Annotated in this window: 17 protein-coding genes; 12 read left to right on the forward strand and 5 right to left on the reverse strand. The window is 40.5% G+C overall.

What is annotated here, in order from left to right:
* Window positions 1-21 precede the first annotated feature (21 nt).
* Both IGL24_RS01610 and IGL24_RS01615 read left to right on the forward strand, forming a co-directional pair.
* Window positions 22-891, forward strand: a complete 870-nt coding sequence (locus IGL24_RS01610) for a class II fructose-bisphosphate aldolase (protein ID WP_207700054.1) — start codon at window positions 22-24, stop codon at window positions 889-891.
* On the forward strand, window positions 875-1513 hold the full coding sequence (locus IGL24_RS01615; protein WP_207700055.1) for an AAA family ATPase: 639 nt from the start codon (window positions 875-877) through the stop codon (window positions 1511-1513). The genes IGL24_RS01610 and IGL24_RS01615 overlap by 17 nt, the downstream gene beginning before the upstream one ends.
* Before the next feature lie 112 nt (window positions 1514-1625).
* On the opposite strand, the gene IGL24_RS01620 is transcribed toward IGL24_RS01615, so the two are convergent.
* Together IGL24_RS01620 and IGL24_RS01625 are read right to left on the reverse strand one after the other, a co-directional pair.
* Complete coding sequence (locus IGL24_RS01620; RefSeq protein ID WP_207700056.1) at window positions 1626-2450, reverse strand: alpha/beta hydrolase; 825 nt, start codon at window positions 2448-2450, stop codon at window positions 1626-1628.
* On the reverse strand, window positions 2425-4017 hold the full coding sequence (locus tag IGL24_RS01625) for a PucR family transcriptional regulator (protein WP_207700057.1): 1593 nt from the start codon (window positions 4015-4017) through the stop codon (window positions 2425-2427). Before IGL24_RS01625 ends, IGL24_RS01620 begins: the two co-directional genes overlap by 26 nt.
* Window positions 4018-4138: 121 nt before the next feature.
* On the opposite strand from IGL24_RS01625, the gene fdrA reads away from it, so the two are divergent.
* The 10 genes from fdrA to IGL24_RS01675 all read left to right on the forward strand — a co-directional run bounded on the left by fdrA (window position 4139) and on the right by IGL24_RS01675 (window position 16929).
* Window positions 4139-7150: a DUF1116 domain-containing protein gene (gene fdrA / locus IGL24_RS01630; protein ID WP_207700058.1), complete on the forward strand. Its 3012-nt coding sequence runs from the start codon at window positions 4139-4141 to the stop codon at window positions 7148-7150.
* Window positions 7143-8000 carry a DUF2877 domain-containing protein gene (locus IGL24_RS01635; protein ID WP_429966278.1) on the forward strand — a complete coding sequence of 286 codons (858 nt, stop codon included), beginning with the start codon at window positions 7143-7145 and terminating at the stop codon, window positions 7998-8000. Before fdrA ends, IGL24_RS01635 begins: the two co-directional genes overlap by 8 nt.
* Window positions 7987-9231: an MFS transporter gene (locus IGL24_RS01640; RefSeq protein ID WP_207700069.1), complete on the forward strand. Its 1245-nt coding sequence runs from the start codon at window positions 7987-7989 to the stop codon at window positions 9229-9231. The genes IGL24_RS01635 and IGL24_RS01640 overlap by 14 nt, the downstream gene beginning before the upstream one ends.
* Window positions 9232-9253: 22 nt before the next feature.
* Window positions 9254-10192: a carbamate kinase gene (gene arcC, locus IGL24_RS01645; protein WP_207700060.1), complete on the forward strand. Its 939-nt coding sequence runs from the start codon at window positions 9254-9256 to the stop codon at window positions 10190-10192.
* 6 nt (window positions 10193-10198) lie between these two features.
* The gene (locus IGL24_RS01650) at window positions 10199-11413 is read left to right on the forward strand and encodes a dicarboxylate/amino acid:cation symporter (protein ID WP_207114761.1); all 1215 of its coding nucleotides are present in this window, start codon (window positions 10199-10201) and stop codon (window positions 11411-11413) included.
* 544 nt (window positions 11414-11957) lie between these two features.
* Entirely contained in the window at window positions 11958-12896 is a 939-nt protein-coding gene (locus tag IGL24_RS01655) for a 2-dehydropantoate 2-reductase (RefSeq protein WP_207114760.1), read from the forward strand.
* 13 nt (window positions 12897-12909) lie between these two features.
* Window positions 12910-13962, forward strand: a complete 1053-nt coding sequence (locus tag IGL24_RS01660; protein ID WP_207700061.1) for a PTS sugar transporter subunit IIC — start codon at window positions 12910-12912, stop codon at window positions 13960-13962.
* 144 nt (window positions 13963-14106) lie between these two features.
* Window positions 14107-14844, forward strand: a complete 738-nt coding sequence (gene truA / locus IGL24_RS01665; protein ID WP_207700062.1) for a tRNA pseudouridine(38-40) synthase TruA — start codon at window positions 14107-14109, stop codon at window positions 14842-14844.
* Between the two features lie 133 nt (window positions 14845-14977).
* Window positions 14978-15793 (forward strand): peptide-methionine (S)-S-oxide reductase MsrA, encoded by an 816-nt coding sequence (msrA, locus tag IGL24_RS01670; protein ID WP_207700063.1) that lies wholly within the window; start codon window positions 14978-14980, stop codon window positions 15791-15793.
* A gap of 143 nt (window positions 15794-15936) precedes the next feature.
* Window positions 15937-16929 carry an aldo/keto reductase gene (locus IGL24_RS01675; RefSeq protein WP_207700064.1) on the forward strand — a complete coding sequence of 331 codons (993 nt, stop codon included), beginning with the start codon at window positions 15937-15939 and terminating at the stop codon, window positions 16927-16929.
* A 120-nt stretch (window positions 16930-17049) separates the two neighbouring features.
* On the opposite strand, the gene IGL24_RS01680 is transcribed toward IGL24_RS01675, so the two are convergent.
* The 3 genes from IGL24_RS01680 to IGL24_RS01690 form a co-directional block, all read right to left on the reverse strand.
* Window positions 17050-17433 carry a hypothetical protein gene (locus tag IGL24_RS01680; protein WP_207114755.1) on the reverse strand — a complete coding sequence of 128 codons (384 nt, stop codon included), beginning with the start codon at window positions 17431-17433 and terminating at the stop codon, window positions 17050-17052.
* A gap of 692 nt (window positions 17434-18125) precedes the next feature.
* Window positions 18126-18824, reverse strand: coding sequence for a pilin N-terminal domain-containing protein (locus IGL24_RS01685; protein WP_207700065.1), 699 nt, complete (start codon window positions 18822-18824; stop codon window positions 18126-18128).
* Window positions 18817-23745, reverse strand: a complete 4929-nt coding sequence (locus IGL24_RS01690) for a SpaA isopeptide-forming pilin-related protein (RefSeq protein ID WP_207700066.1) — start codon at window positions 23743-23745, stop codon at window positions 18817-18819. Before IGL24_RS01690 ends, IGL24_RS01685 begins: the two co-directional genes overlap by 8 nt.
* Window positions 23746-23761 lie beyond the last annotated feature (16 nt).

Consider the following 23761-nt stretch of genomic DNA (forward strand, 5'->3'; position numbering starts at 1 on the left):
ATAAAGGTGGCTATATAAGAGATGTATACGACATTAAAAGAAGTAACGAAAACAGCAGAAGCATTGAATTTCACAGTGGGGGCATTCAACACCCATAATTTAGAGATGTTGCCGGAAATGTTACGGGCAGCAAAAGAAATGGGTGCGCCGATCATTATTCAAACAAGCGTGGATACGGCAAAATATATTGGGATGAATGTTTTAGTCAATGTGGTTAAAACGATTGCTGAGGAAGAAATGGTTGACGCTGTCCTTCATCTGGATCATGCACGTGATTTCTCTGATATCAAACAAGCGATCGACAGTGGGTATACTTCGGTGATGTATGATGGTTCGCACCTGCCTTTCAAAGAGAATATCCTGAAAACAAAAGCGGTTGTTGAATATGCCCATGCACACGGTGTATCAGTAGAGGGAGAACTAGGAACGATCGGTGGGGCAGAAGAAGGGATCCACGTAGCAGAAGATGATAAAGTCTATACGAAGCCTGAAGATGCAGTGGAATTTGTGGCAGCAACTGGGGTAGACGCATTGGCGATTGCCATTGGAACGAATCATGGGCAATTCAAATCGAAAACAGAAGTCAATCTTCCACTGTTGAAAGAAATCAACGCAGTGGTGGATGTTCCTTTAGTGATCCATGGTGGTACTGGTGTGAAAGAGGAAGATTATCCGGAGTTGATCAATCATGGCATCCGCAAATTCAATGTTGGGACAGAGTTGCTAGTCAATTGGACCAAAACAGCAAAAGAAAGCTTTGGTGAAACGGAAGTCAGCAAGTCGTTGCGACATAATGTGATTCCAGCCAACGAAGCAGTAAAAGCAATCATTAAGCACAAGATAGGACTGTTTTTGAATACAGGAAGTGAGATTTATGCAGGAAAGAGCTAATAAGAAAAAATACTTGCTTCTTTTGGCAGGAAGTCCTGGGACGGGGAAAACCTATTTGATGGAACGACTCTTCGAACGGTTTCCGACGATGTATCGTCTTACTTTAGATGAAATCAAGGAATATTATGCCGAATCTCTTGGTTTTGATGATCTAGCTGAACGAGCAGAGCAGGAAAAAAAGAAGGTGTATCCATTCTTTTATCAGGCGTTGGAGTTATATATGGAAGCAGGAAAGAAAGTGATTGCTTCTGAGTATCCATTTAGTGAAAAACAAAAAGGTCCCTTACAAGCACTAGCTGAAAAATATGGTTATGAAGTGATTACGATTCGTTTGCATGCAGACTTTGATGTATTATGGCAACGACGTTACAAAAGAGATCGTGATCCAGAGCGTCATTTGAGCTATATCATGGACCATTACCATTACGGAGATACCTTAGCAGATCGATCGTTAGGAACGAATCATATTACGAAAGAAGAGTTTCGCGCGATCATCGATAAACGGCAATATGAACAATTTGAATTGGGGACGCTCTATACATTCGATGTGACTGATTTTAGTAAAGTAGATTATACGTTGTTGTTAGATAAGTTAGAATGGCAAGTGAAGAATGACCAATAACAATTAATGTCTAGTTGATTGATACAAGGTTTAAATAAAGCGTAAAAAGAGAAAGCCTATCCGGTTTATTGAGGGATAGGCTTTTTTTATTCCTAGATTGATGTGAAATTGGTCAAAATGATTCTTTGGCGGATAACCAATCGGATAACTCCTTTAAGACTGTCTGGACTTGTGGTTCGCTTGTTTGTTTCAAAAAATCATGTTCTAAATCATAAACAGGTTTGAATCGACTATCCGGGATCTGTTTGCTCAGCCTTTTACTCGAAGCAAAAGGGACTTCTTGATCTGTGGTGCTGGCTGTACTAAAGCAAGGGGGAAAATCAGCGAGTTCCTCTTCACGGATGGCATAATCTGACCAATCCTGTGATTTTGGTAACCCATAGTAGTCGGCTAAGATACCTTGTTGTTGACCATAATGATAAAGTAAGGCACGAGTCATCAATGGATCATCTGCCAGTGGTGTTTCTTGATCGATTCCAGTAAGGACTTCAGATGGTAATGTTTTCTCTGTGGGAGAAGGGTCTTTTTTCAAGAATTCAAAATCAGTATAACCATAAAAATTGATCAAGAAATTTGGTGTGATTTCTTGATTCCTACCTAAATGTTTGGTTAAATGGAACATCAAATAACTCCCAGCAGAACGCCCACAAATACCAAAGGGCTGTTCTTGGATGATCATTTTTCCTAAGACAGAAAAACTTTTATTCAACGTTTCAATAATCTCTGCTACCGACGTATTTGGAGCCAACAAGTAATCAAGAGATAAAATCGTATAGCCTTGATCTAGAAATCGATTTTTTAGGACATGTGGCAAATCGGTTTTTGATCCATAAATAAGTCCGCCACCATGCAGGTAAAGGATATATTTTGGGGTATTGCTTTGAGCGTGATCGATCGTTACCGTAATGTCATCAAGTAATTGTTTGGTTTCTTTCATTTGCTTGTCTCCTCATCTTGATAATATAAGCACCAATCTCATGATTGACCATTTGTAACGGATTCGTTAAATCGATGGATAAATAGTCTGAAATTTTTTGGAGACGATAACGAATCGTTTTGGCATGTAAAAACATGGCTTCTGCTGTTTGTTTGTAGTTACGATTGTGTTGTAAAAAACAATAAAAAGTTTCAAATAAGTCGTGGTCTGTTTGGGCTAGTTGCTCTAATCTCGCAGGGATTGCTTCTTGCAATGTCGCTAGCTTGTTTTCTCGAATAAAATGTTTGAATATACCAATATCTTCGGATATCACGATTGGTCCGTTGTAGAAGGAGGTGTTGAATTTCAAAATATCCAAACACTCAATTAACAATTCCTTGATTTCTTGTCGTGGCTTTGATTGGCTGATGGCAAATGTTACTTGTTCATTTTCTGCAAGAATCTCTGTCATTAGATGTGCAAGCTGACTTTTAGTGATTGATCCTTCCGTTTGATCAAAGTTATATAAAACAGCAGAATACTGGTGTTGGTCAAAAAAGATTGCTTCTTTTTTCAATGTCCGCAACAGTGTAAGGATGCGATTTTTCATCAACTGTGTTGGTATTTCTTTTGTTGAAAAAACAATTGTTTGATAGGAATCTTTTGACTGCATATGCGCTTCTTGCAACAAGCTATCGAGTTCTTCGGGATTGCGTGGGGTATTCTGTAAGATGGCATCAGCCAAATTATTCAGTCGTGTATAACGCTCTTTCTTCAATAAACTTTCTGTATTGAATTTTTCTTGTAATGCATCAATGGCATTTTCGATGATGACTAAGTCAGTTTCTTTGACTTGCTGATCGTTTAGATAAACAAGCAACAAACAGTTGAGAGAATAGTTATTGAAGATAGTGATCTCTAATGCGTAATATTTCCGCGAGTCTGTTTGAGAATAAAGTGTTAGTAAAGAGTAATCATTTTTCATGAAATCTGTCTGTAGAAGAATCTCCCTTGAGAGTACGATCGCATTCGTAGGAATCGGACCGTCACTGATTTCGATTTCTTTATCAAGTAATTTTAAGGAAAAAGGAAGTTTGATGATTTGATAAAACTCTTGCATGATTGTTTCTAAAGAAGAAAACTGTTTTTCTAAGCGATTGAATCTCTGTCTTGCTTCATAATAAGTTCGCAAAGTACGGGCATGTGCATTGAGTAAGGGTTCATAAATCGTTAATAGGATTTTTTCATAGCTGATTTCTTGACTGATCTTGATCAAGGGGATTTCATATTTGAAGCACAACTTAATAAACCATTCGGGAATCACTTTAATGAACCGATCTGTTTTTAAGACAAGTCCACTGATTCCGATTTGACACATCTTGATAAAAAAATCTTCTAATTCTTTTTCTGCCAAGTCATTCAATGCATAAAACGAGGTTAGTATCAGTTGATTTCGTTTACTCCAATTTTCGATGTCAATGGCTTCCAAGACCATCGCAGTCTCAACTTCATTATCCAAACCAATCTCATTAGTTAGGATCTTACCTTTTTTCAGCTCCCTTAGCGACAATAACTCCCTTAATTTCATCGTATTCTCCTTTTTTCCTTTTATGGATAAAAAGTATAGCATTATTTTAGAAATACGTCCGATGTAAACACTTTCTTATTCTTCTACAATGAGAATGTAAGAATGATTAAGGAGGTCTATTATGTTAGAAACGGTTGTTTTACCCAATAATTATCAAGATTCCATCAACTTGATGCTATTGACCAATCAAATCAATTCTCTTGAAGAAGTCAATATGAGTCAGATCATGATGGGAACAGATGCCAATAAAGATATTTTGAATAACACGTCACTCCTAACCGAAAAAGCCAAGACTGCTTCTGCAAACGATCTGATGATCGTTGTAGAGAGTGAAGATAAGGCGATTATGGAGAAGGTACTGCCGATGATCGATGATTTTTTAGCGGATCTATCGGCAAAAGAAACGGCACAAACGAAAAAGTCAGTAACGACTTGGAAAGAAGCACTAGAAGAATTGCCAGATGCTAATGTAGCTTTGTTTAGTATTCCAGGAGAATACGGCGCATCAGAAATGGAACGTGCGCTGAAAAACAATCTACATGTATTTTCCTTTACGGATAATATCGCAATCGAGGATGAAGTACGTCTAAAAAAATTAGCCCACGAAAAAGGGTTGCTGATGATGGGACCGGATTGCGGGACAGGAATTTTATCCAGTATTCCGATTGCATTTACAAATGTTGTAGCACCAGGGAATATTGGTGTGGTTGGTGCATCTGGTACAGGAATCCAAGAAGTGACGACGATCATTGATCGCCTTGGTGGCGGCGTGGTCCATGCCATTGGTACAGGCGGTCGAGACCTTAGTGATCCTGTGGGGGCAATCACCATGAAAGATGCCATCATCGCACTTGAAAAGCATGAACCTACAGATGTGATTTGTGTGATCTCTAAGCCACCTGCAAAAGAAGTACGAGATGAAGTCGTGCAATTGTTACAAAGTATTTCGAAGCCGGTCGTCGCTATTTTCTTAGGAGAAAAACCAACGAATCACGAAGGAAAGGTTTATCTCGCGCATACATTAGAGGAAGCCGCACATATTTCCGTTGATCTAGCAAATGAAGCAACAGTGAAAAAGAATTATTTTGAACCAATGGAAAAGCCGGACACTGTCACACTTGCTGAAAGTAAAGTTGTTAAAGGCTTGTATTCAGGTGGGACACTTGCTGCTGAAGCAGGAATGTTGATTTCTGAAGCATTAGATTTGGGTGGGTTGGTCAAAGCGGATGGGTTCATCCTAAAATCTCAAGGATACGAAGTGATCGATTTAGGGGATGATCGTTATACGCAAGGTAAACCACATCCAATGATTGATCCGGAAGTCCGTATCCATAAAATCGAAGAGTATGCCAAGCAAGAAGAAACTGGTGTGATTTTGTTTGATGTTGTTTTAGGGTATGGTGCCCATGAGGATATGGTTGGTGCATTGTTGCCAGCGATTAAGGCTGCGCAGTCACAAGCAGAAATGGCAGGGCGTGAACTTTATTTTGTAGCGACCGTGTGTGGAACGAAGAATGATCCACAAGACTATCAAAAATCGGTCGATCGTCTGAAAGAGGCGGGAGTTTTTGTTGCAGAAAGCAATGCAAAAGCTGTTCAATTGGCGCTGTTGTTGAAAGGAATCACTTTGTCGGAAGAGGATAAAGAGGTTATTCCATACAAAGGGGAGACAGTAACTGTTCCTCAGCCAAGTGAACGTGTGATGGAATTATTGACGACGAAACCACGTGTTATAAACATTGGTTTGAAAAGTTTCACTGAATCGATTAACACTTACGGTGGACAAACTGTCCAGATGGATTGGCGTCCTCGTGCGAGTGGAAATAAGAAAATGATCAAAATCTTGGATGCATTAGAAGAATATCAAGACAACATTGAAGAAGAGAATCAGAAAGTGACAGAGAAAATCAAGAATGCACAGCCATTTCTGACGGATGTAGTTCCTGCAAAAACTGTGATACCAGAATTAAATGATCCGAAGCAAAAAACACTTTTACATGCAGGTCCGCCAATCTCATGGGCTGAAATGACCGGTCCGATGCGTGGCGCGTGTCTAGGAGCGGCATTATTCGAACGGTGGGCAGAGACGGAAGAAGAGGCAATGGCACTTTTTGAAGCAAATGAAGTCCGTTTTATGCCTTGCCATCATGTGCAAGCAGTTGGGCCAATGGGAGGAATCACTTCGGGTGAGATGCCTGTCTTTATTGTTAAGAATCGTAAAGAAGGGAATCAAGCATACTGTATTTTGAATGAAGGCATAGGGAAAGTCTTACGTTTTGGTGCGTATTCAAAAGAAGTCGTTGATCGTTTGGATTGGATCAAAGATGTCTTAGGTCCAACAATCAGTCAAGCCTTGGCATTAACAGAGGAGGGATTGAATCTGAATGTTTTGATTGCCCGTTCGATTACAATGGGCGATGAGTTTCATCAAAGAAACATTGCGGCCTCACTGAATTTCTTAAAAGAAATTGCCCCACTAATCATTAAAACGGAGATTGCGGAAGAACAAAAGTACGAAGTAATCAAGTTCTTAGCAGATACCGACCAGTTCTTCTTGAATATCATGATGGCAACTGGTAAAGCAATCGTTGATGGTGCGCGTAAAGGGACTAAAGGTACGATCGTCACTACGATGACACGTAATGGTGTTGACTTTGGTGTTCGAATCGCAGAAACAGGCGATACATGGCACTGTGCGCCAGTAAATACTCCGAAGGGATTGTATTTTACAGGCTTTAATGAAGAAGACGGCAATCCAGATATTGGTGACAGTGCCATCACAGAAACGGTTGGTGTAGGTGGTATGGCTATGGTGGCAGCCCCTGGAGTAACACGCTTTGTTGGCGCAGGTGGCTTTGAAGACGCATTAGCAACATCGAATGAAATGGCCAAAATCTGTGAAGGGCATAACCCAACTTTTTCCATACCGACTTGGGATTTCCAAGGAACTTGTTTAGGGATCGATATACGAAAAGTTGTCGAAACAGGAATTACGCCGGTCATAAACACTGGCATTGCACATAAAAATCCTGGGGTAGGTCAAATTGGTGCGGGGACGGTCCGAGCGCCATTGGCATGTTTCGAGAAAGCACTAGAAGCCTATGCGAAAGAACTAGGAATCAATGTTGAGTAAAAAAGAAATCTACCTGAGCGAGTATCTTGTCCCTCTTCAACAATTTGGAAAAACAGGTATGATCCACAGCGTATTCGATCGTTCATTCAATCTTGAAATCAATGGGCAATTGATTAACATTGCATGTTTTCACGATTATCTGTCCAGCTTTGGAATCAATCTTCCTGAGGAGCGATTCCAATCTCTTTCCCCGTTTGTTCAGATAGGAAATCGAGTGAAAATAAGTCAAGACATGTTGATGATCTACAGCACACAAGGTGTAAAAAAAATCGCGCTTCAACCGTATCAGTCGGTTGCGCTAAATATATTCTCACTAGGTATAGCCAAAAAGCAATTACTCGTGTTGAAAAAAAAGTTGGCGGAAAAAAACTTGCAGGCAAAAATCGGTTTGCCAGTGGATCACCGTGCAAGTACCTTGTTTACCAATATGGCACAGTCAGATAAAGAGTGGACACCAACTGAGTGGCAAGAAGTCGTTAGCTATTTATTAGGAAGAGGGAAGGGCTTGACGCCTAGCGGTGATGACATATTGATGGCTTATCAGCTTGTTTTAGGGGCACTTTCAGATCCTAGAGGAGCAGCGTTAGCTGTTGCTCTAGGAGAAGTGCAAACGGGAACGACCGCTATTAGTCAAGCCTACTTGACCTGTGCAATAAAAGGATATGCTAACTCTTTAGTATATGGATTATTTGCAGATTTAGCACAAAATAAAGAAGAAAAAATAGATGAACAGTTGGAGAAAATCATGCAGATCGGACATTCTTCGGGAAAGGATCTGGCTTTTGGCATCTGGTTGGCGTTACAAGCAATCGAAGGAGAAGAAAGTGGGGAAAAACATGGAAGCGAGTAAACAGAAACAAGCAGTAAGGGTCAGCAATACTTATTGGATCAAAGTAGTGGCAATCTTTTTTATTGGTTGGGTTTTGATGTATGCTACGCGGACGATATTCAACCCGATCATGGGTGTAGTAGGCGAAGAATTTGGTTTAAGCAATACACAATTAGGATTAGCAAATAGTATTTTCTTTCTGACCTATGCGATTGCCCAGATTCCTTTTGGGATCATTGGCGACAAAATCGGTAGAAAATTAGTGATCACGTTAGGTTTTCTGCTTTTAGCAGTAGCCACTTATTTCACTGGATTAGCCACAACTTTTATTCTATTTTTAGTCATTCGCGCGATCGCTGGAATTGGTCAAGGTGCCTATTATGGCCCACAGTTTGCGTTATCAACCGAAGCAATCCCAAAAAGTAAACGAACGATTGGGAATGCTATCATCAACAGCGGTATGGCATTTGGAACATCAGGAGGCTATCTTCTATCAAGTAAATTAGTCTTGGAAAATGGGGATGATTGGAGTCGCCCTTTCTACCTTATGGCGATTCCCACATTGATTGTCGGGATTTTATTCTATGTGTTACTGAAAGAAAAAGTGGTCCGTCCGGGTGAAGAAGCAGAAGTGGACGAAGGGCCAAAAGAAAAGATTTCCTTAAAGCAGATTTTTACGAATCGCAATTTGGTCGCAGCCTTTATTTTATGTTTTACCAGCATTTATGCTAATTTTGTGATACTTACTTGGTTGCCGCAATTTTTGATTGCAGAACGTGGATTTACTGGAGCGAGCGTCGGCTTTATCTCCTCTTTAGTACCTTGGGCATCGATTCCAGGAGCCTTACTCTTTGCACGAATCAATGATAAAACAGGGGCAACGAAAAAATTGGTCTTTCTTCTGGTGCCATTAGCAATCGTTTCGGTTTTTGCCATTGCTTTTGTCACTGATCGAACGTTATTGATCACGGTGTTGATCCTTTATGGATTAACTGGGAAGTTGGCGCTTGACCCGATCATGGTGACATTTGTTACAAAACATGCACCAAGAGCAGCATTAGGGACGACGTTAAGTGCATATAATTTTATCGGGATGTCAGGTTCGATTTTGGCTCCTTACGTTACTGGTTATTTAGCAGATACTTCAGGATCGATGCAAGTTGGTTTTTACCTTTCTTGTGTCTTGTTGATTATCGGTTTGATTCTCTTTGCAATATTGGCAAAAGAAGAGCACAAACAAACGATAGAATAATGAAAAGAGGTGTAACAAAGAGATGAGTTTAAATGTGATTGCTTTGGGTGGGAATGCTATTTTGGAAACAGATCCCACCGATAAAGGACAAAAAGCAGTAGTGGAACAGGCGGCGGAAGCCATTGCGGCTTTCGTTGAACAAGGGGAACAAGTCATCCTTTGTCATGGCAATGGCCCGCAAGTTGGAAATTTATTGTTGCAACAACAAGCAGCAGTAAGCGAAAAAAATCCTCCGATGGCTTTGGATACATGTGTAGCGATGACGCAAGGAAGTATTGGCTATTGGCTGCAACAAGCATTGACCAACGCTTTTATACATCGTGGAATCAAACAACCGGTCGTCTCGATTGTGACACAAGTGCAAGTCGATCCAAACGATCCCTCGTTTCGTAAGCCAACAAAACCAATTGGCCCATTTTATACAGAAGAAGAGGCAAAAAAAGCGTTACAACAGGATGGTGGGAAATTCGTTGAAGACGCAGGACGTGGCTATCGTAAAGTCGTCGCTTCTCCCCAACCCCAAAAAATCGTTGAAAAAGAAGCCCTACAAGCTTTGGTGGCAGCCAATGTTGTGACGATTTGTGCAGGTGGCGGTGGGATTCCGGTGATCAATGAATCGGGAAATTATCAAGGTGTTGAAGCAGTCAATGATAAAGACTTTTCAGCCGCCCTATTAGCAGACACTATTGGTGCTGATCGTTTGATTATTTTGACAGGTGTTGATTCTATCTATATCAACTATGGGAAACCGGAAGAACAAGCTCTACAGATGATAACCCCGGAAGAAGCAAAAGAATATGTGAAGGCGGGTCATTTTGCCGCTGGAAGTATGTTGCCGAAAGTAGAGGCAGCAATTCGTTTTGTTGAAAAAGATGTGAGGTGCCAAGCGATCATCACTTCTATTGAACAATTGAACCATCTGACTGAAGGCGTGGGGACAGTGATTCAACAAACGAGGTAAATAGAGATGAAAAAAAATGCCATGATTATTCAAATTAGTCTTGCGTTGGTTTTTGGTATTCTGGTTGGAACATTTCTGCCGATGAGTGGTCCTTTGTTAAAACCAATTGGGGAAGTATTTTTACGATTGATGCAAATGACGATTCCAATATTGATTCTTGGTCAAATCGTTCAAGCTTTAGGTAGCATTGATTTGAAAGAACTAACAAGTATTGGGACCCGCACATTGCTCATCTTCGGTATCTCCTCTTTATTAGCAGCCTTGTGGGGCGTATTATTCGCCGTGCTGTTTGCCCCTGGCACAGGGATGGAACAAATGGATCGTTTAAGCCCAGTAATCGAGGTACAGGAGTTGTCACTGCAAGAAACTTTCCTCCAATTTGTACCTGACAATATTTTTGACTCTCTTACGCAAGGTTCGATTATTCAAATTATCGTTTTTGCTATTTTTTTCGGACTGGCACTCAATCACTATACACAAAAACAGCCTGAATCGCAGTTGTTTCAACTAATCATTGATTTCAACGAAGTGATCATCAAAGTTATCAACTATGTGATGCGTCTTGCACCTATTGGAATATTTGCATTAGTGAGTAGTAGTATCAGCCAACTAGGAACGCAAGTCATTTTGCCAATGGTGAAATATCTATTAGTATACACATTAGCCACACTATTGTTTTTATTAGTATGGTTAATCATTGTCAGTATTTACGGTCGATTACATCCATTAAAACTGATAATAAATATGAAGAATATATCGATCATGGCCCTTGCAACGACTTCTTCAGCAATCACTTTACCCATCGAACTGGAAGAATCGCAATATAAATTAGGTTTGAGTAAGCGAATCAGCCACTTAGTCTTACCATTAGGGATGTCACTGAATAGTAACGGGTCAGCAATGCACATGGCGCTCACCGTAATAACGATTGCCCAGATGTACCAAATCGATTTCAAATGGACGACCATGATCTATCTTGCAATCTTGGCCACTTTTATTTCCTTAGCCAATGCAGTAGTTCCTGGCGCAGGATTAGTTTCTTTAGCCATTATCGTCCCACAAATGGGGTTACCCATCGAAAGTATTGCTATTTTTGGTGGTGTCGAATGGCTAGTCGGGATGTTGCGGACGATCTTGAATGTCAATTCTGACGTCTATTCCGCAATCCTAGTGGCGAAATCAGTGGATGAAATTGATTATGAGGTTTTTGAACAGACATGAGTACGAAGAGATGATAAAAAACTATTAAAATAGATAAATATGTAAAAAAAATTATTCTATAGTTAAACCCCCTTGTGTTAGTTCCAAAATCTAACCTAGGGGTATTTTTGAAATGAGTCGTATGGGCTCGCTTTTTATTCGTAAATAAAATTCATCCCACCCCCACCATGAATTAAAAACAACATCGTTCAAATATTCACATCTCGATCAACAAAATTATATAACTGTACCAATTTAAAAAATTAACTAAAATAATCTCTGTTATATATGAAAAACTACTGAATTTTAGTGTATAATGTTGCTTAGTGCAATACGAGATTCCTTGAGTACCATGCTATAAATAAAAGATAACGCTTTTATTCGTGAATTTTCAATCAGAGTATTTGAAATAACGACAGGTAAATGGGAAAATGAAGCAAGGAAATGATTTAAATAATCGATAAATCATGGATAGTCACTAGATATTGTGAATGTTTGAATTATTTTATTTAGAAAATTTTTTGTGGATTGTTTGTATTGTCAAAAAAAGGGGGAGAACAAAGAAATGAAGATAGCAATTGCTGGAGCAGGTGCAATGGGGAGTCGTTTTGGACTCATGTTGCAAAAAGGTGGAAATGATGTAACGTTGATCGATGGGTGGAAAGACCACGTAGAAGCGATCAAAGAGAACGGATTGAAAGCAAACTTTAACGGAGAAGACATCGTTGTTGATATTCCAGTTGTCCTTCAATCAGAAATCAATGATGCAGAAAAAGTTGATTTGATCGTCTTATTCACTAAAGCAATGCAATTAGAAAAAATGCTGGAAGATATTCGCCCAATGATCAAAGACGATACAAAAGTTCTTTGTTTATTGAACGGGATCGGCCATGAAGATATTATTGAGAAATTTGTACCAATGAAAAATATTTTCATCGGGAATACGATGTGGACAGCAGGCTTAGAAGGTCCTGGTCGCGTGAAATTATTCGGTAGTGGTTCAGTAGAACTACAAAACTTAGGAGATGGACAAGAAGACGCTGCGAAAGCATTGGCTGATACGTTAGCTGAATCTGGGTTGAATGCGAAGTATTCAAGCAATATCCATTACTCGATTTACCGTAAAGCATGTGTCAACGGAACGATGAATGGCTTGTGTACGATTTTAGACGTCAATATGGCGGGACTTGGCAGCACTTCTACCGCTCATGAGATGGTTGTTGCAATCGTAAACGAATTCGGTCAAGTAGCTAAAGCAGAAAATATTGATCTAGATGTGGAAGAAGCAGTCGCACATTGCGAAACTTGTTTTGATCCTGAAACAATTGGTATGCATTTCCCATCCATGCACCAAGACTTGATCAAAAACAATCGTTTAACAGAAATCGATTATATTAATGGAGCAATTTCTCGTAAAGGGAAAAAATATGGAATTGCCACTCCTTATTGTGACTTCTTAACAGCGCTCGTTCATGCAAAAGAGCAGATTTTAAAGGCGAAATAGGAGGAACATAAGAATGGAAACGACAAACAAATTAACCCCAAAAATTTTCTTGAATAAAGTATTAGCCGGAACAGCAACTGGAATCATCGTAGGGTTGATCCCGAATGCTGTACTTGGAGCAATTTTAAAGTATTTTAGTGATTATCCTGTTGCAGTAACAATTTCACAACTTGCTGTGATTTTCCAATTAGCGACTCCTTTGATTATCGGCGCATTGATCGGTTTACAATTTGGATTGAACCCGATGCAAATGATGGTTGTGTCAGGAGCAGCGTTTGTCGGATCAGGTGTTGTACGCTTTATGCCTGATCTTGGCGAAGGTGGCGTTTATGTCGGCTCTGGAACTGGTGATATCATCAATACGATGATCACTGCTTCGATCGCTGTTGGGATGATCTTATTGATCGGAACGGCCTTTGGTTCAGTAGCAATCGTCTTAACACCGATCGTCGTTGGTGTAGGTGCAGGTCTGATTGGTTTCTATTTATTCCCGTTTGTGACATCTATCACATCAGCGATTGGTGAAGGAATCAACAACTTTACGACATTACAACCTATTTTGATGTCAATTTTGATTGGTTGTTCATTTGCCTTCTTGATTATTTCACCAATTTCTACCGTGGCAATCGGATTGGCGATCCAATTGAATGGCGTTTCTGCCGGAGCAGCAGCGATGGGTGTTGCTGCAACAACATTTGTCTTGATTGTTAATTCTTGGCGTGTCAACAAATCAGGTGTGACGATCGCTATTGCGTTAGGTGCAATGAAAATGATGATGCCTAACTTGTTCCGCAAACCGATCATTTTAGTACCATGTCTGATCAGTGCGGTCATTACTGCAATCCCTGTAGCAGTGTTTGAAGTTTCAGGAACACCTGCTTCAGCTGGATTTGGTATAGTTGGCTTGGTAGGACCATTAGCTTCTTTAGATGCTGGATTAAATATCGTGATGGTACTTGTGTGCTGGTTAGTTATACCAGTAGCAGCTGCACTATTCACACAATTTTTATGTGAAAAAGTCTTGAAACTTTATGACCGTGAAGAAGTCTTTAAGTTCTTAGGATAATCAAAAAAAAAGATCAAATAAGAAAGCCGCAAAGCAGAGAAATTTCTGCTTTGCGTTTTTTTCTTGAGAAGGATCTGCTGTAATCTGCTATACTGTCACTAAATGAAAGCAATGGATGAATGGGTCCAATAAGAAGGAGAATACATGAGAAATATAAAATTAACGATTGAATATGATGGGAAAAGATATTCTGGTTGGCAACGATTGGGGAATGACGAAAAAACGATTCAAGGAAAAATTGAAGCAATCATTTCGCAAATGACAGGTGAAACGATTGAAATCATTGGTTCTGGCCGTACAGATGCTGGCACACATGCAAGAGGACAAGTGGCTAACTTCAAAACGGCGAGTACGATGAGTCGAATGGAGATGTTAGATTTCCTTAATCGTTATTTGCCTAGAGATATCGTGGTGAAAGAAGTCGAAGAAGTGCCTGAACGCTTCCATGCCAGATACAATGCAAAAGGCAAAAAATATAGTTATTATGTCTGGAATGCACCAATCCCAACAGTCTTTGAACGGAATCACAGCTTTGACTATCCAAAACAGCTTGACCTGCAAAAAATGGAAGAAGCTTGTCAAAAACTAGTAGGCAAACATGACTTTATTGGTTTTTCAGCATTGAAGAAAACAAAAAAATCAACGGTACGTACGATTGAAGAACTGTCCATCCAACAAGAAGGCAATATGCTTCATTTTACATTCGTGGGGGATGGTTTTTTATATAAAATGGTCCGGATATTGATGGGCACGATTTTAGATATCGGTTCAGGCAAAGCAGAGTTGTCATTGATCGATACGGTTTTTGAAACGAAAATCAGACAGCAAGCAGGCGAGACAGTTCCCGCACACGCACTTTTTTTAGATGAAGTGTATTATTAAGATAAGCTAACAACAATTCAAGCCAGATGAGGTTGTATTTGGAATACCATTCAAGCAATTGGGCTTCCAATCGGACGAATGACACAACCTCTCTCTTGGATAGATAGCGGACGCTTTGAGAGGGGGAAACCCGATGAAGAAAGATGAGGAAATCACGACGCTCTATAATTTGATTTTAAACCCTAACACACGCGACTGGGAGCGAGAACAGCTAATCAAGGCGAAAGAAGAATTAGCAAGTTCTGGTTCTTTGAAAGAAGTTCTTGACCGATTAGAAGTCTCTTTCCGACCACTGGCATTAAGACAAAATCTGACGCCAGACGTCATGGATTTTTATTTGCGTATGGTAGGTGATCCGTTAGGTGAAGCGCAGTATGATTTTGCTCAACATGAGATAACCGATGCGACTGTGCAAGAACGAGCAGTATTTGCTGGCGGTTGTTTTTGGTGCATGGTGGAACCTTTTGAAATGCAAGAAGGGATTATTTCTGTCTTATCCGGCTACACAGGAGGGGATGTCGCACAGCCAAATTATGACCAAGTCAGTGGTGGCTACACTGGACATGTCGAGGCTGTGGAAATCATTTTTGATACTCGGAAAATCAGCTATCAGGACTTGGTCGAGATTTATTGGCAAGTGACTGATCCCACAGATGAATTTGGCCAATTCCAAGATCGTGGTGTCCAATATCGTCCAATCATCTTTGTCCAAAATGAAGAGCAAAGAAAAATCGCTGAAGCATCAAGAAAAGCGCTGAGTGAATCTGGGCGGTACGCAAAGCCGATTGTTACATCTATCTTGCCTGCAGAACCTTTTTGGCCAGCAGAAAATTATCATCAGCAATTTTATCGTAAGCAACCAAAACGCTACAAAAAAATAAAACAGACGCGCCATCAATTGGCATTTATGCAAAAATTAACGAAGGTGTGGAGAAAAACAAAGAATTGATGCAAAATGTAGTACAATTATGATAGCGTTTTCTGATCATAAGAGATTGTGTCTTTGAAAGAAAAACTATGCGGTATAAGCTATAAAATAGCAGAAAGTTATGTGATGTATTTTATTGATCTATTATAAAAGGAGTGAATGCGATGTACGTGGCGGATAAAACACGTTATGATAACATGCAGTACCGAAAGAGTGGACAATCAGGCTTGAAGTTGCCCTTACTATCATTAGGATTATGGCAAAATTTCGGCGACTATGATCCAATCAGTAAGCAACGTGAAATATTGCGAGGAGCTTTTGATTTAGGGATCACTCATTTTGACTTAGCCAACAACTATGGTGGACCTGCTGGGGCAGCGGAGAAAAACTTTGGGCAGATTTTTAAAGAGGACCTCAAACCGCATCGTGACGAATTGATCATTTCGAGTAAAGCTGGCTATTATATGTGGGAAGGCCCTTATGGCGATTGGGGTTCTCGGAAATCGATCATTGCCAGCTGTGATCAAAGCTTGCAACGGATGGGCTTAGAATATGTTGATATTTTCTATCATCATCGCCCAGATCCGGAAACACCCTTGGAAGAAACTGCTGAGGCGTTGATGCAATTGGTCCGCCAAGGGAAGGCCCTTTATATCGGTATCTCTAACTATAATGGGGCTGATACACAACGTATGACGGAGATTTTACGTAAGAAAGACGCCCCATTTGTCATCCATCAAATGCGCTACAATATGTTTTCAAGAGAATTGTTAGAAAACGATTTAGCGCCAGTTCTTGAAGAAAATGGTTTAGGAGCGATCACGTTCAGTCCATTAGCACAAGGCTTGTTAACGAATCGCTACTTACATGGTATTCCTGAAGACTCGCGCGCGCACCGAAAAGAAATCCCATTTCTTTCAGAGGAACAAATCGAGCCGACCTTACGAAAAATCAGTCGCCTGCAAGAAATTGCAGAGGCGAGAGGACAAACATTGGCACAAATGGCATTGGCTTGGAATGTCCGACAACCATCCGTTACGAGTGTATTAGTTGGTGCAAGCCGTCTCACTCAATTACAGGAAAGTGTCAAAATGATGGACTGTCTAGGATTTTCGACTGAAGAAGAAGCAAAAATCGAAGCAATTCTAGCAGAGTAATTAGAAAAAAATGAAGTCGGTCAACAAGAGAGAAAAAAGACACTAGCCTAAGTCCTTAGACTTTGGCTAGTGTCTTTTTTTCGGGGAAGATTTCCAGATATTTTACGTTTTTCGTATTAGCTATTTACCAGGATTTTTTGCCTGATATAAGAGCTTGCCTTCATGTGGTTCTAAGGTGAAGGATTCACTGTTCTGCAAGTTTTCTTTGGTTTCGTCTTGTTTCGCACTTGTTTCGGGTCGAAGCGGACTTGATTTAACATATAAAATAGGCGCAGCATTTTCAGGTTCTGTTGAACCTTCAAGAAAAGAGGCAGGTCTATCTTCTTCTTTTTTTATTTCTGGTATTTCTAAATCATTCACTGTAGGCAAGTCACTGGTTTCAATGACGTATTCCTGTAATTCTTGTTCATTTTCCAAGTCGATTTCTTTTTCGATCGGGATTTGATAGATTTCATCTAATAAACTTTTTGAAAAAAACCACCCGTCTTTTTTTTGTTTACTCATACTATTCCACACGTCCTTTTAATAAAAGAATAATTTTTCCCTAGGTAGCACCGATAACTAACAAAGCGCTACAATCAGCTATTTCATAAATATCGATCATGTTGTTCAAATCTAAATAGGTTTTTACTGGATATTTGCTTATTCAACTGCATTTAACTCTCGGATACGTTCGACTAAATTGAGAATGGTTCGGTGATCGTTGATTCTAGCATTTTGTAGTTCAAATAACATATAAATACAAAAGACTAACGCAATAGTGATCAAGCAATTGATGACTAAGAGATAAAAAAATTGTTTTTTTAAATAATTTCAGTTCATAAATACTGATTTTTTTGTATAAGTCCGGTTGATCAACAGCATTCTTTTTCAGTGAAATCAGTCTAAGCTGTTTGATGATCTGAATACTTAAGAATACTAAAAGTGTTAACACAACAAGAGACAAGATACTATTCACAAGCATAAGTCACGCCTCCTTTTTAAACTAGATAGTGATGGATCATCAAAAGATCTCCATGATTTTTTGTGAATTTTTTAGATTTTTGAAAAAAGCAAAGAAATGAATCTTTTCTGCTTTCGAAAATATAAAAAAGATGAATGGAAGGTTGAAATAAGTTAGAAATTCACAAAAATCATGGATTGATTTTTGTGAATTTCTGCTTATTTTTCAAGCTGAGTCTTTCGTTTCAGCAGGTCTAAGGTTTCTTTTTCCTTTTAGGTCTAAAATTAACGATTACGACAATACCAAGCAAAACAATAAGAGCAATCGTTAAATAGATCGGAAAAAGTGAACTGAGTGCACCACCTGTTTGTGGAATCCTTTTTGGGGAAGTTTGGCCCGCTCGAGCTGGACTCGTTGGGGGATCGATTCCTTCAACAGGGGAAACGAGTACACTTGATTTTGGATAAACAAATAATTCTTCTAAGCGAGTTCCTTCATCTGTAATGGCTGGCAATTGTACAACGACTGGTTCAGCTGGGGAAGCTAATTCATCATTTGCCAGTTCTGTGATCTCGTACAACCCTTCAGATAATGAAATAGTCGCTTGACCATTTGTTCCTGTAGTTATTTCGATTGGTTCGACTCCCGAAATTTCAGTAAAAGGGTCAGAGCTGTTATTACTAGGAGTAACCTTAACGATCCGATAACGAATACCAGGAAATGGCGCCAACGCTTGTCCACTTTCGTCTGTGATATCCGTTTCCAATTTGTCTGTTGGTTCAGCAGGTAAGAGATCCTTGTCGATATCTTGTGCTGAAAGTTTATATTTGACAATAGTCAGTTGAAAGTTGCCATCTTCGGCGTAGACAGGAATAGTCAAACCATTGAAAATAAATAGTAGAACGAAAAGAGAAATAAATAAAATAGAGTATTTGTTTTTTCCATTACTCATCTTTTTTCCCTCCTCCTTTTTTTCGCTCCATTCCTTCTCGAGAATACTTCACGCCTACACCAATCAACCCGACGAGCGCTAGACTTGCAGCGATAATCAATAGGAGCTGCATGATCGAGTTGTTACCAGCAAATGGCAATTCAGTGATCAAGTCATCTTCAGCGAAAAGGTGAACGACCATGTTGTCCGCATCTACCGTGACATCAATTTGTTGTTTCAATAATTCATAGCCATCCGGTGCTTTGGTTTCAATCAATTCATACTCTCCAAATGGAACATCTTCAAAGTAGATGCGGCCATTGGCATCGGTTGTCATCGTCTGAACAGCATCGCCTGTTTCTTTCTCTTGCAAGACGAATTCAGCACCTGCAAGCTTCGTCCCACCGACCAACTGATTTTCTTCATCGATATCTGGCTCTCCATCATTATTCTCATCTTGTGTTGTACCTGTTTCAAATTTGTACAAGTAGATATCCCCTAACGTGCTAAGGATCCCTAGATTTAAATGAGGAATATGGAAGACCGGATCTTCGCTTGTGGTCATTCCAGGGAGATTTTCTAAAGGTTCCGCAAGATATTCATTGGTCTTAAAATTCGTTTGGTGCGCTTTCGAATTGATTGCAGGATCACTACCGACCATCGGTGTGGTTACTGCAATCTCTCGCCGTTGGATTTTATCTTCGATTTGGAATTCAACCACATAGATTCCTTCTGGGAGATGTTTAAAGATGTATTTACCTTCAGCATCTGTTGTAATCGTTGAATTCCCTAATTCGTCAATCAACACATTGCCTTTAAGATCATGTTCCACAAGGACATCAGTGATTTCATCGGGATGTAATGAACTCGTGCGATAAAGTTTTACCGGAATATCTGGTAATAGCACCTCATCATTATTGAATAAACCGTCCCGATTTGTATCTTCCCAAACAATGCCGCTTAGATCACGTCCGTACACATGAGTGACTGTTTTTTGTGAATGGACAGGCAGATCAACGAGCGCATTCATGGTTGCAATATTTTCATAATGGTCTCCGGCTAGTTGACCGTCTGGCTGAACAGTGATTGACAAGGTCACTGTTTCTCCGACGGCTAGATTATCTTTCGTCAGCATGATCGCTCTAGCTTGCTGGATTTCATTTGGTGAACTACTTCCGGGCATATATTGCGACCAGCCCGACAAATCGACTGCATTCGGATTGATCGTATCGTCGAGTTCACTAGTTGTGTAGTAGAGTTGATACACACCTGTTGTGTCAACAGAAACGGAAGCAACTTCTAATGTACCATTGAAGGAAGAACCACGAGAATCCCCATTATACGGTAAGACATCCAACAAGCGGAAATCCTGCGCCAGCTGTGCGGCACTATTGGTTGCTGCAATCGTATAAGTGAAAGCGGTCTCCGCATCAGCTGAGGTCAAAGGCGCCATCTCATGATTGCCTTCCTCAATGGCTAACTTATCCACTCGCTTATTGATTGACAGGATCTGGATCAGTTCTTCGACAAACTGATCCTGGGAGGAACGGGATAACTCTGAGCGAGTATCTTGTAGGGACGGATCATCAGAAACCCACATTTCTCCGACGGTTCGTACAACAAGTGGTGGAGTGATCCCTAAATCATTAAAGGTGAGTTTGGACATATCGCTTTCTGCCAGGAAATTGACCTCTGTACCCGTAGCCAAGGGAGAATCTGGGAAGACCCAGCGCAAGGTTGTTGTCCCATCTTCATTTTCTGTAATGTATGGATCGGGTAACGGTTGGTCATGAGCATCTTTGGCTGAACCGGCTAGGTAATTGATTCCTACGGGTAACGTGGTGTTCAGTGCAGTATCATAGCTGATTTCTTCCGAGCCTTCCAAAGATCCTCGAACTTTTATAGCAATCGGCTCTGTTGTTTGGTACAAGGATTTTTCTACTTCCGTACTTGTTGTAATACCAAAGTCTTGAATGAAGGCATTGGTACCAATAACGAATGCTTGAGGTGCAGTTGTGGTATTATAAGGAACGGCAATGTCACTGCCATCTGCTTTCCAAACAGCAGGAATAAAAGTAGTCCCCGCGCTGCCAGGAAGGGAGCGAATAATTGTCCCATCGGCTTTTTTGAGTCCTGCCGAACTTAAAACAACGTAGGGATCTCCATTGGCATCTTTTGAACCAGGATCCCCAATAACGGTCACTGGTACCCCATTCCAATTGGTGAACCCTATTCCAAAATTCAGTGGAAATTGGAAGCGAACAGCTCCAATTTCCCCTGCTGTTTGAGCTTCTTCTACCGTAGGATACCAAGTATATGCTTCAGCAAGTTGAGTAGTAGTAAGGACAGTTAAACTAGGCATTGCCTCGCCATTATTTCTAACGCCATAGGTCAAATACGACCGTGTCGAATTATCGGGCTCTGTTCGTTGACTATAAGGTTGGCGCGAATCATCGTATCTGTACCCATTGGTATTCCACTGAATAATCTGATCCGCTTTCGAGTTATCTGGTGGACTGTTTTGTATGTGCCACCCACCAATATACGTCTTCTGTCCACGCATCAGCAGCGGTTTCCCAATGTTATTAGCCCAGCTATCAAGGCCAATATCTTGGTTTATCCCTACAGAACGTATATTAGTCACAGGATCAGGCAAAGGAAAATCAACGATACTTGGTCCAGAAGTCATCCCTCCAGGTGGGATATAAAAGCTACTGAAGTTCAAGGAGGCATTATTCGTTACTGTGTTCCCGTCATAAGTGAGTGATGGGATATTTAGATTCAACGTATAATACTCCCATTGATTGTCAACCATTAATTGCTTTAATTTAGTATCATCCCAATTGTAGATAAATTCAGCACTAACAAACGATTGATTGGTAAACGTATTTCCGGCAGTCGTATAGGTATATGGATTTTTGATTCCAACATAATTATCGATTTGCCAAGTTTCTTGATAGGTTCCTAAGCTAACTGTTATATCGCCAGAATCGAATACCCCAATTTTCGTTCGATCTCCTACTGGTTCGTTATAATAGATCATTTCGGTTTTCCCATGTGGCACAGCTAACGAATCTCTTAGTAGAGATGGATCAAAGGTATTCACATAGGGACTACCTGCGGAGGTTGCTTGCCAATTGGCATCAGATCGATCCGCATTTGTTACTGAAAAGAATCGCGTTTGAGCTGAGTCATATAGATTTGAAGCAACTGGAGAAATCGCTCCATTTTTTGTACTGGTAACGCTTTGTTTGAGATCAAAGCTGATTGGTCCTTCCGGATAGGCAGAGCCACGGATATCTCCTGGGATACGATCAGATAAATTATTTAATCGGATGACCAAACCAATATTATAAACGAGATCATCTTCTGTAGCATTAGGATCGTAGATTTGATAGTCCGTTGTTTCTCCTCGGATCAATTGAGCAGCAATCGATGAAGTAGAAGAGACGAGTGTTTCAGGAGCATCTAATGCAGGCAGTTGTTCATGAGTATAACTTTGATTAAATGTTTCGATTTGGCCAGTCGCTTCATTAAACGCATCAATGAGTTGTAATTCAAATGTCGGTTTCAACACTGTTCCGTTTTTTGCTGCGAAAGTGTTGATAGAGACTGGGACAAAGACTTGACCAGACTCATGGATCGTCGACTCGATCGCACCTTGAGAAATAACTGTACCATCGCCTTGCCCTGAATCAATAAAGGTTCCGTTGCTGATTTCGCCATTGATAAAAGGGGCACCATCTACTAAAGTGGATGTATTCGGCAAGGTACTGATCACCCGGTAACGAATGTTGGTATAGTTACTTGTCGGTAACGCTTGGATCGAAAAACCGAGACGATAGAAAATTTGATCATTTGAGCGGACAATGTTATTGTCCGGAGAACTATCATAGCCAGGATCATCATTGCTATCGAAGCTTGCGGTTCCTGTCGCCACCGTTAACTTTGCATCAGAGATCGTGACTGGATTCGTCGTTGTCGCATTGATTTCTTCAGCAGCATCTGCTGCTAATCTCGGTGTGACTAAAGAATCTTCTTCCTGATAATCACGTGCTAAAAGCTCATCTAGTTCTAAGTCTGTTTCTTCTGTTTCTACAACTAAGATATTTTCATTAGATGTATCTGCTTCAAATGGTGGGGGAGAGGAGTTACTAGGCGCTTCTTGATCAGGCGCTTCTGTTGCTTCTGTTTGTTCTTCTTGATCAGGCTCTCCTGTTCCCTCAGTCGGTTCTTCCTCAACCACACTTTCTTCAGAAGGCGGCTCGTTTGTCGTTATCGTTTCGTTCGTAGGCTCTTCTGGTAGCAACCATTGGAACAGGGTTTGATAATTTTGTGAGTAGACATCCGTCAAGACGATACTCATATCTTTAGCCGGTTCACGAAAGACAAGAGTGACGGGTTGATCTTTCACTAGACGCAAGTAAGTCATTGCTTGTGAATCGTCTTCGGCGGACGCTACCTGAATGACATCACTGGCTGTTGCTAATTCAACTGCTTCAGCTGTTGTTTCACTAGTGGATTCTGTTGTCTCATCGGTAGTGTGATCCGTTGCATCTTCTCCCGTGTCAGCCGGCAGGTCGCCGATGCCTAAGCGAAGTAATTCTTCGTCCTGCACAAAGGAATCAGCAGGGTAGAGAGGAATCGGTTGTTCTCTACCACTTTCGGAAAGGGAAATCGCATAATCTTCACTCGCTGGAAGAACGAGTAGGCGATTTTCGCTACTTCTAATCGTGATCATTGCGGGATCATCCGAAATTTGGGTATCTTTGGTCATCATTGTTTGGTCACTATTGGTGACTTCAACTAAAGTTGCATCTTCTTGGGCTCGAAGTAGTCCCCCTATAATAATGAGTTTAACGATTATACCAAGGATAACCGCTAAAGCAACGACTATTAACATCGGAGGTTTTACTTTGAGGCTAGAAAATCTAGAATTCATAGTAATCTCCTTTCAG

This window comes from Enterococcus sp. DIV2371 (assembly GCF_050498525.1).
Taxonomy (GTDB): domain Bacteria; phylum Bacillota; class Bacilli; order Lactobacillales; family Enterococcaceae; genus Enterococcus_B; species Enterococcus_B mangumiae.

Bases quoted from the DNA above. Each gene is read 5' to 3' on its own strand.
- IGL24_RS01655 (WP_207114760.1), top strand. From the start codon at position 11,958: ATGAAGATAGCAATTGCTGGAGCAGGTGCAATGGGGAGTCGTTTTGGA.
- IGL24_RS01660 (WP_207700061.1), top strand. From the start codon at position 12,910: ATGGAAACGACAAACAAATTAACCCCAAAAATTTTCTTGAATAAAGTA.
- IGL24_RS01650 (WP_207114761.1), top strand. From the start codon at position 10,199: ATGAAAAAAAATGCCATGATTATTCAAATTAGTCTTGCGTTGGTTTTT.
- msrA (WP_207700063.1), top strand. From the start codon at position 14,978: ATGAAGAAAGATGAGGAAATCACGACGCTCTATAATTTGATTTTAAAC.
- arcC (WP_207700060.1), top strand. From the start codon at position 9,254: ATGAGTTTAAATGTGATTGCTTTGGGTGGGAATGCTATTTTGGAAACA.
- IGL24_RS01675 (WP_207700064.1), top strand. From the start codon at position 15,937: ATGTACGTGGCGGATAAAACACGTTATGATAACATGCAGTACCGAAAG.
- IGL24_RS01680 (WP_207114755.1), bottom strand. From the start codon at position 17,433: ATGAGTAAACAAAAAAAAGACGGGTGGTTTTTTTCAAAAAGTTTATTA.
- IGL24_RS01615 (WP_207700055.1), top strand. From the start codon at position 875: ATGCAGGAAAGAGCTAATAAGAAAAAATACTTGCTTCTTTTGGCAGGA.
- truA (WP_207700062.1), top strand. From the start codon at position 14,107: ATGAGAAATATAAAATTAACGATTGAATATGATGGGAAAAGATATTCT.
- IGL24_RS01620 (WP_207700056.1), bottom strand. From the start codon at position 2,450: ATGAAAGAAACCAAACAATTACTTGATGACATTACGGTAACGATCGAT.
- fdrA (WP_207700058.1), top strand. From the start codon at position 4,139: ATGTTAGAAACGGTTGTTTTACCCAATAATTATCAAGATTCCATCAAC.
- IGL24_RS01610 (WP_207700054.1), top strand. From the start codon at position 22: ATGTATACGACATTAAAAGAAGTAACGAAAACAGCAGAAGCATTGAAT.
- IGL24_RS01685 (WP_207700065.1), bottom strand. From the start codon at position 18,824: ATGAGTAATGGAAAAAACAAATACTCTATTTTATTTATTTCTCTTTTC.
- IGL24_RS01690 (WP_207700066.1), bottom strand. From the start codon at position 23,745: ATGAATTCTAGATTTTCTAGCCTCAAAGTAAAACCTCCGATGTTAATA.
- IGL24_RS01625 (WP_207700057.1), bottom strand. From the start codon at position 4,017: ATGAAATTAAGGGAGTTATTGTCGCTAAGGGAGCTGAAAAAAGGTAAG.
- IGL24_RS01640 (WP_207700069.1), top strand. From the start codon at position 7,987: ATGGAAGCGAGTAAACAGAAACAAGCAGTAAGGGTCAGCAATACTTAT.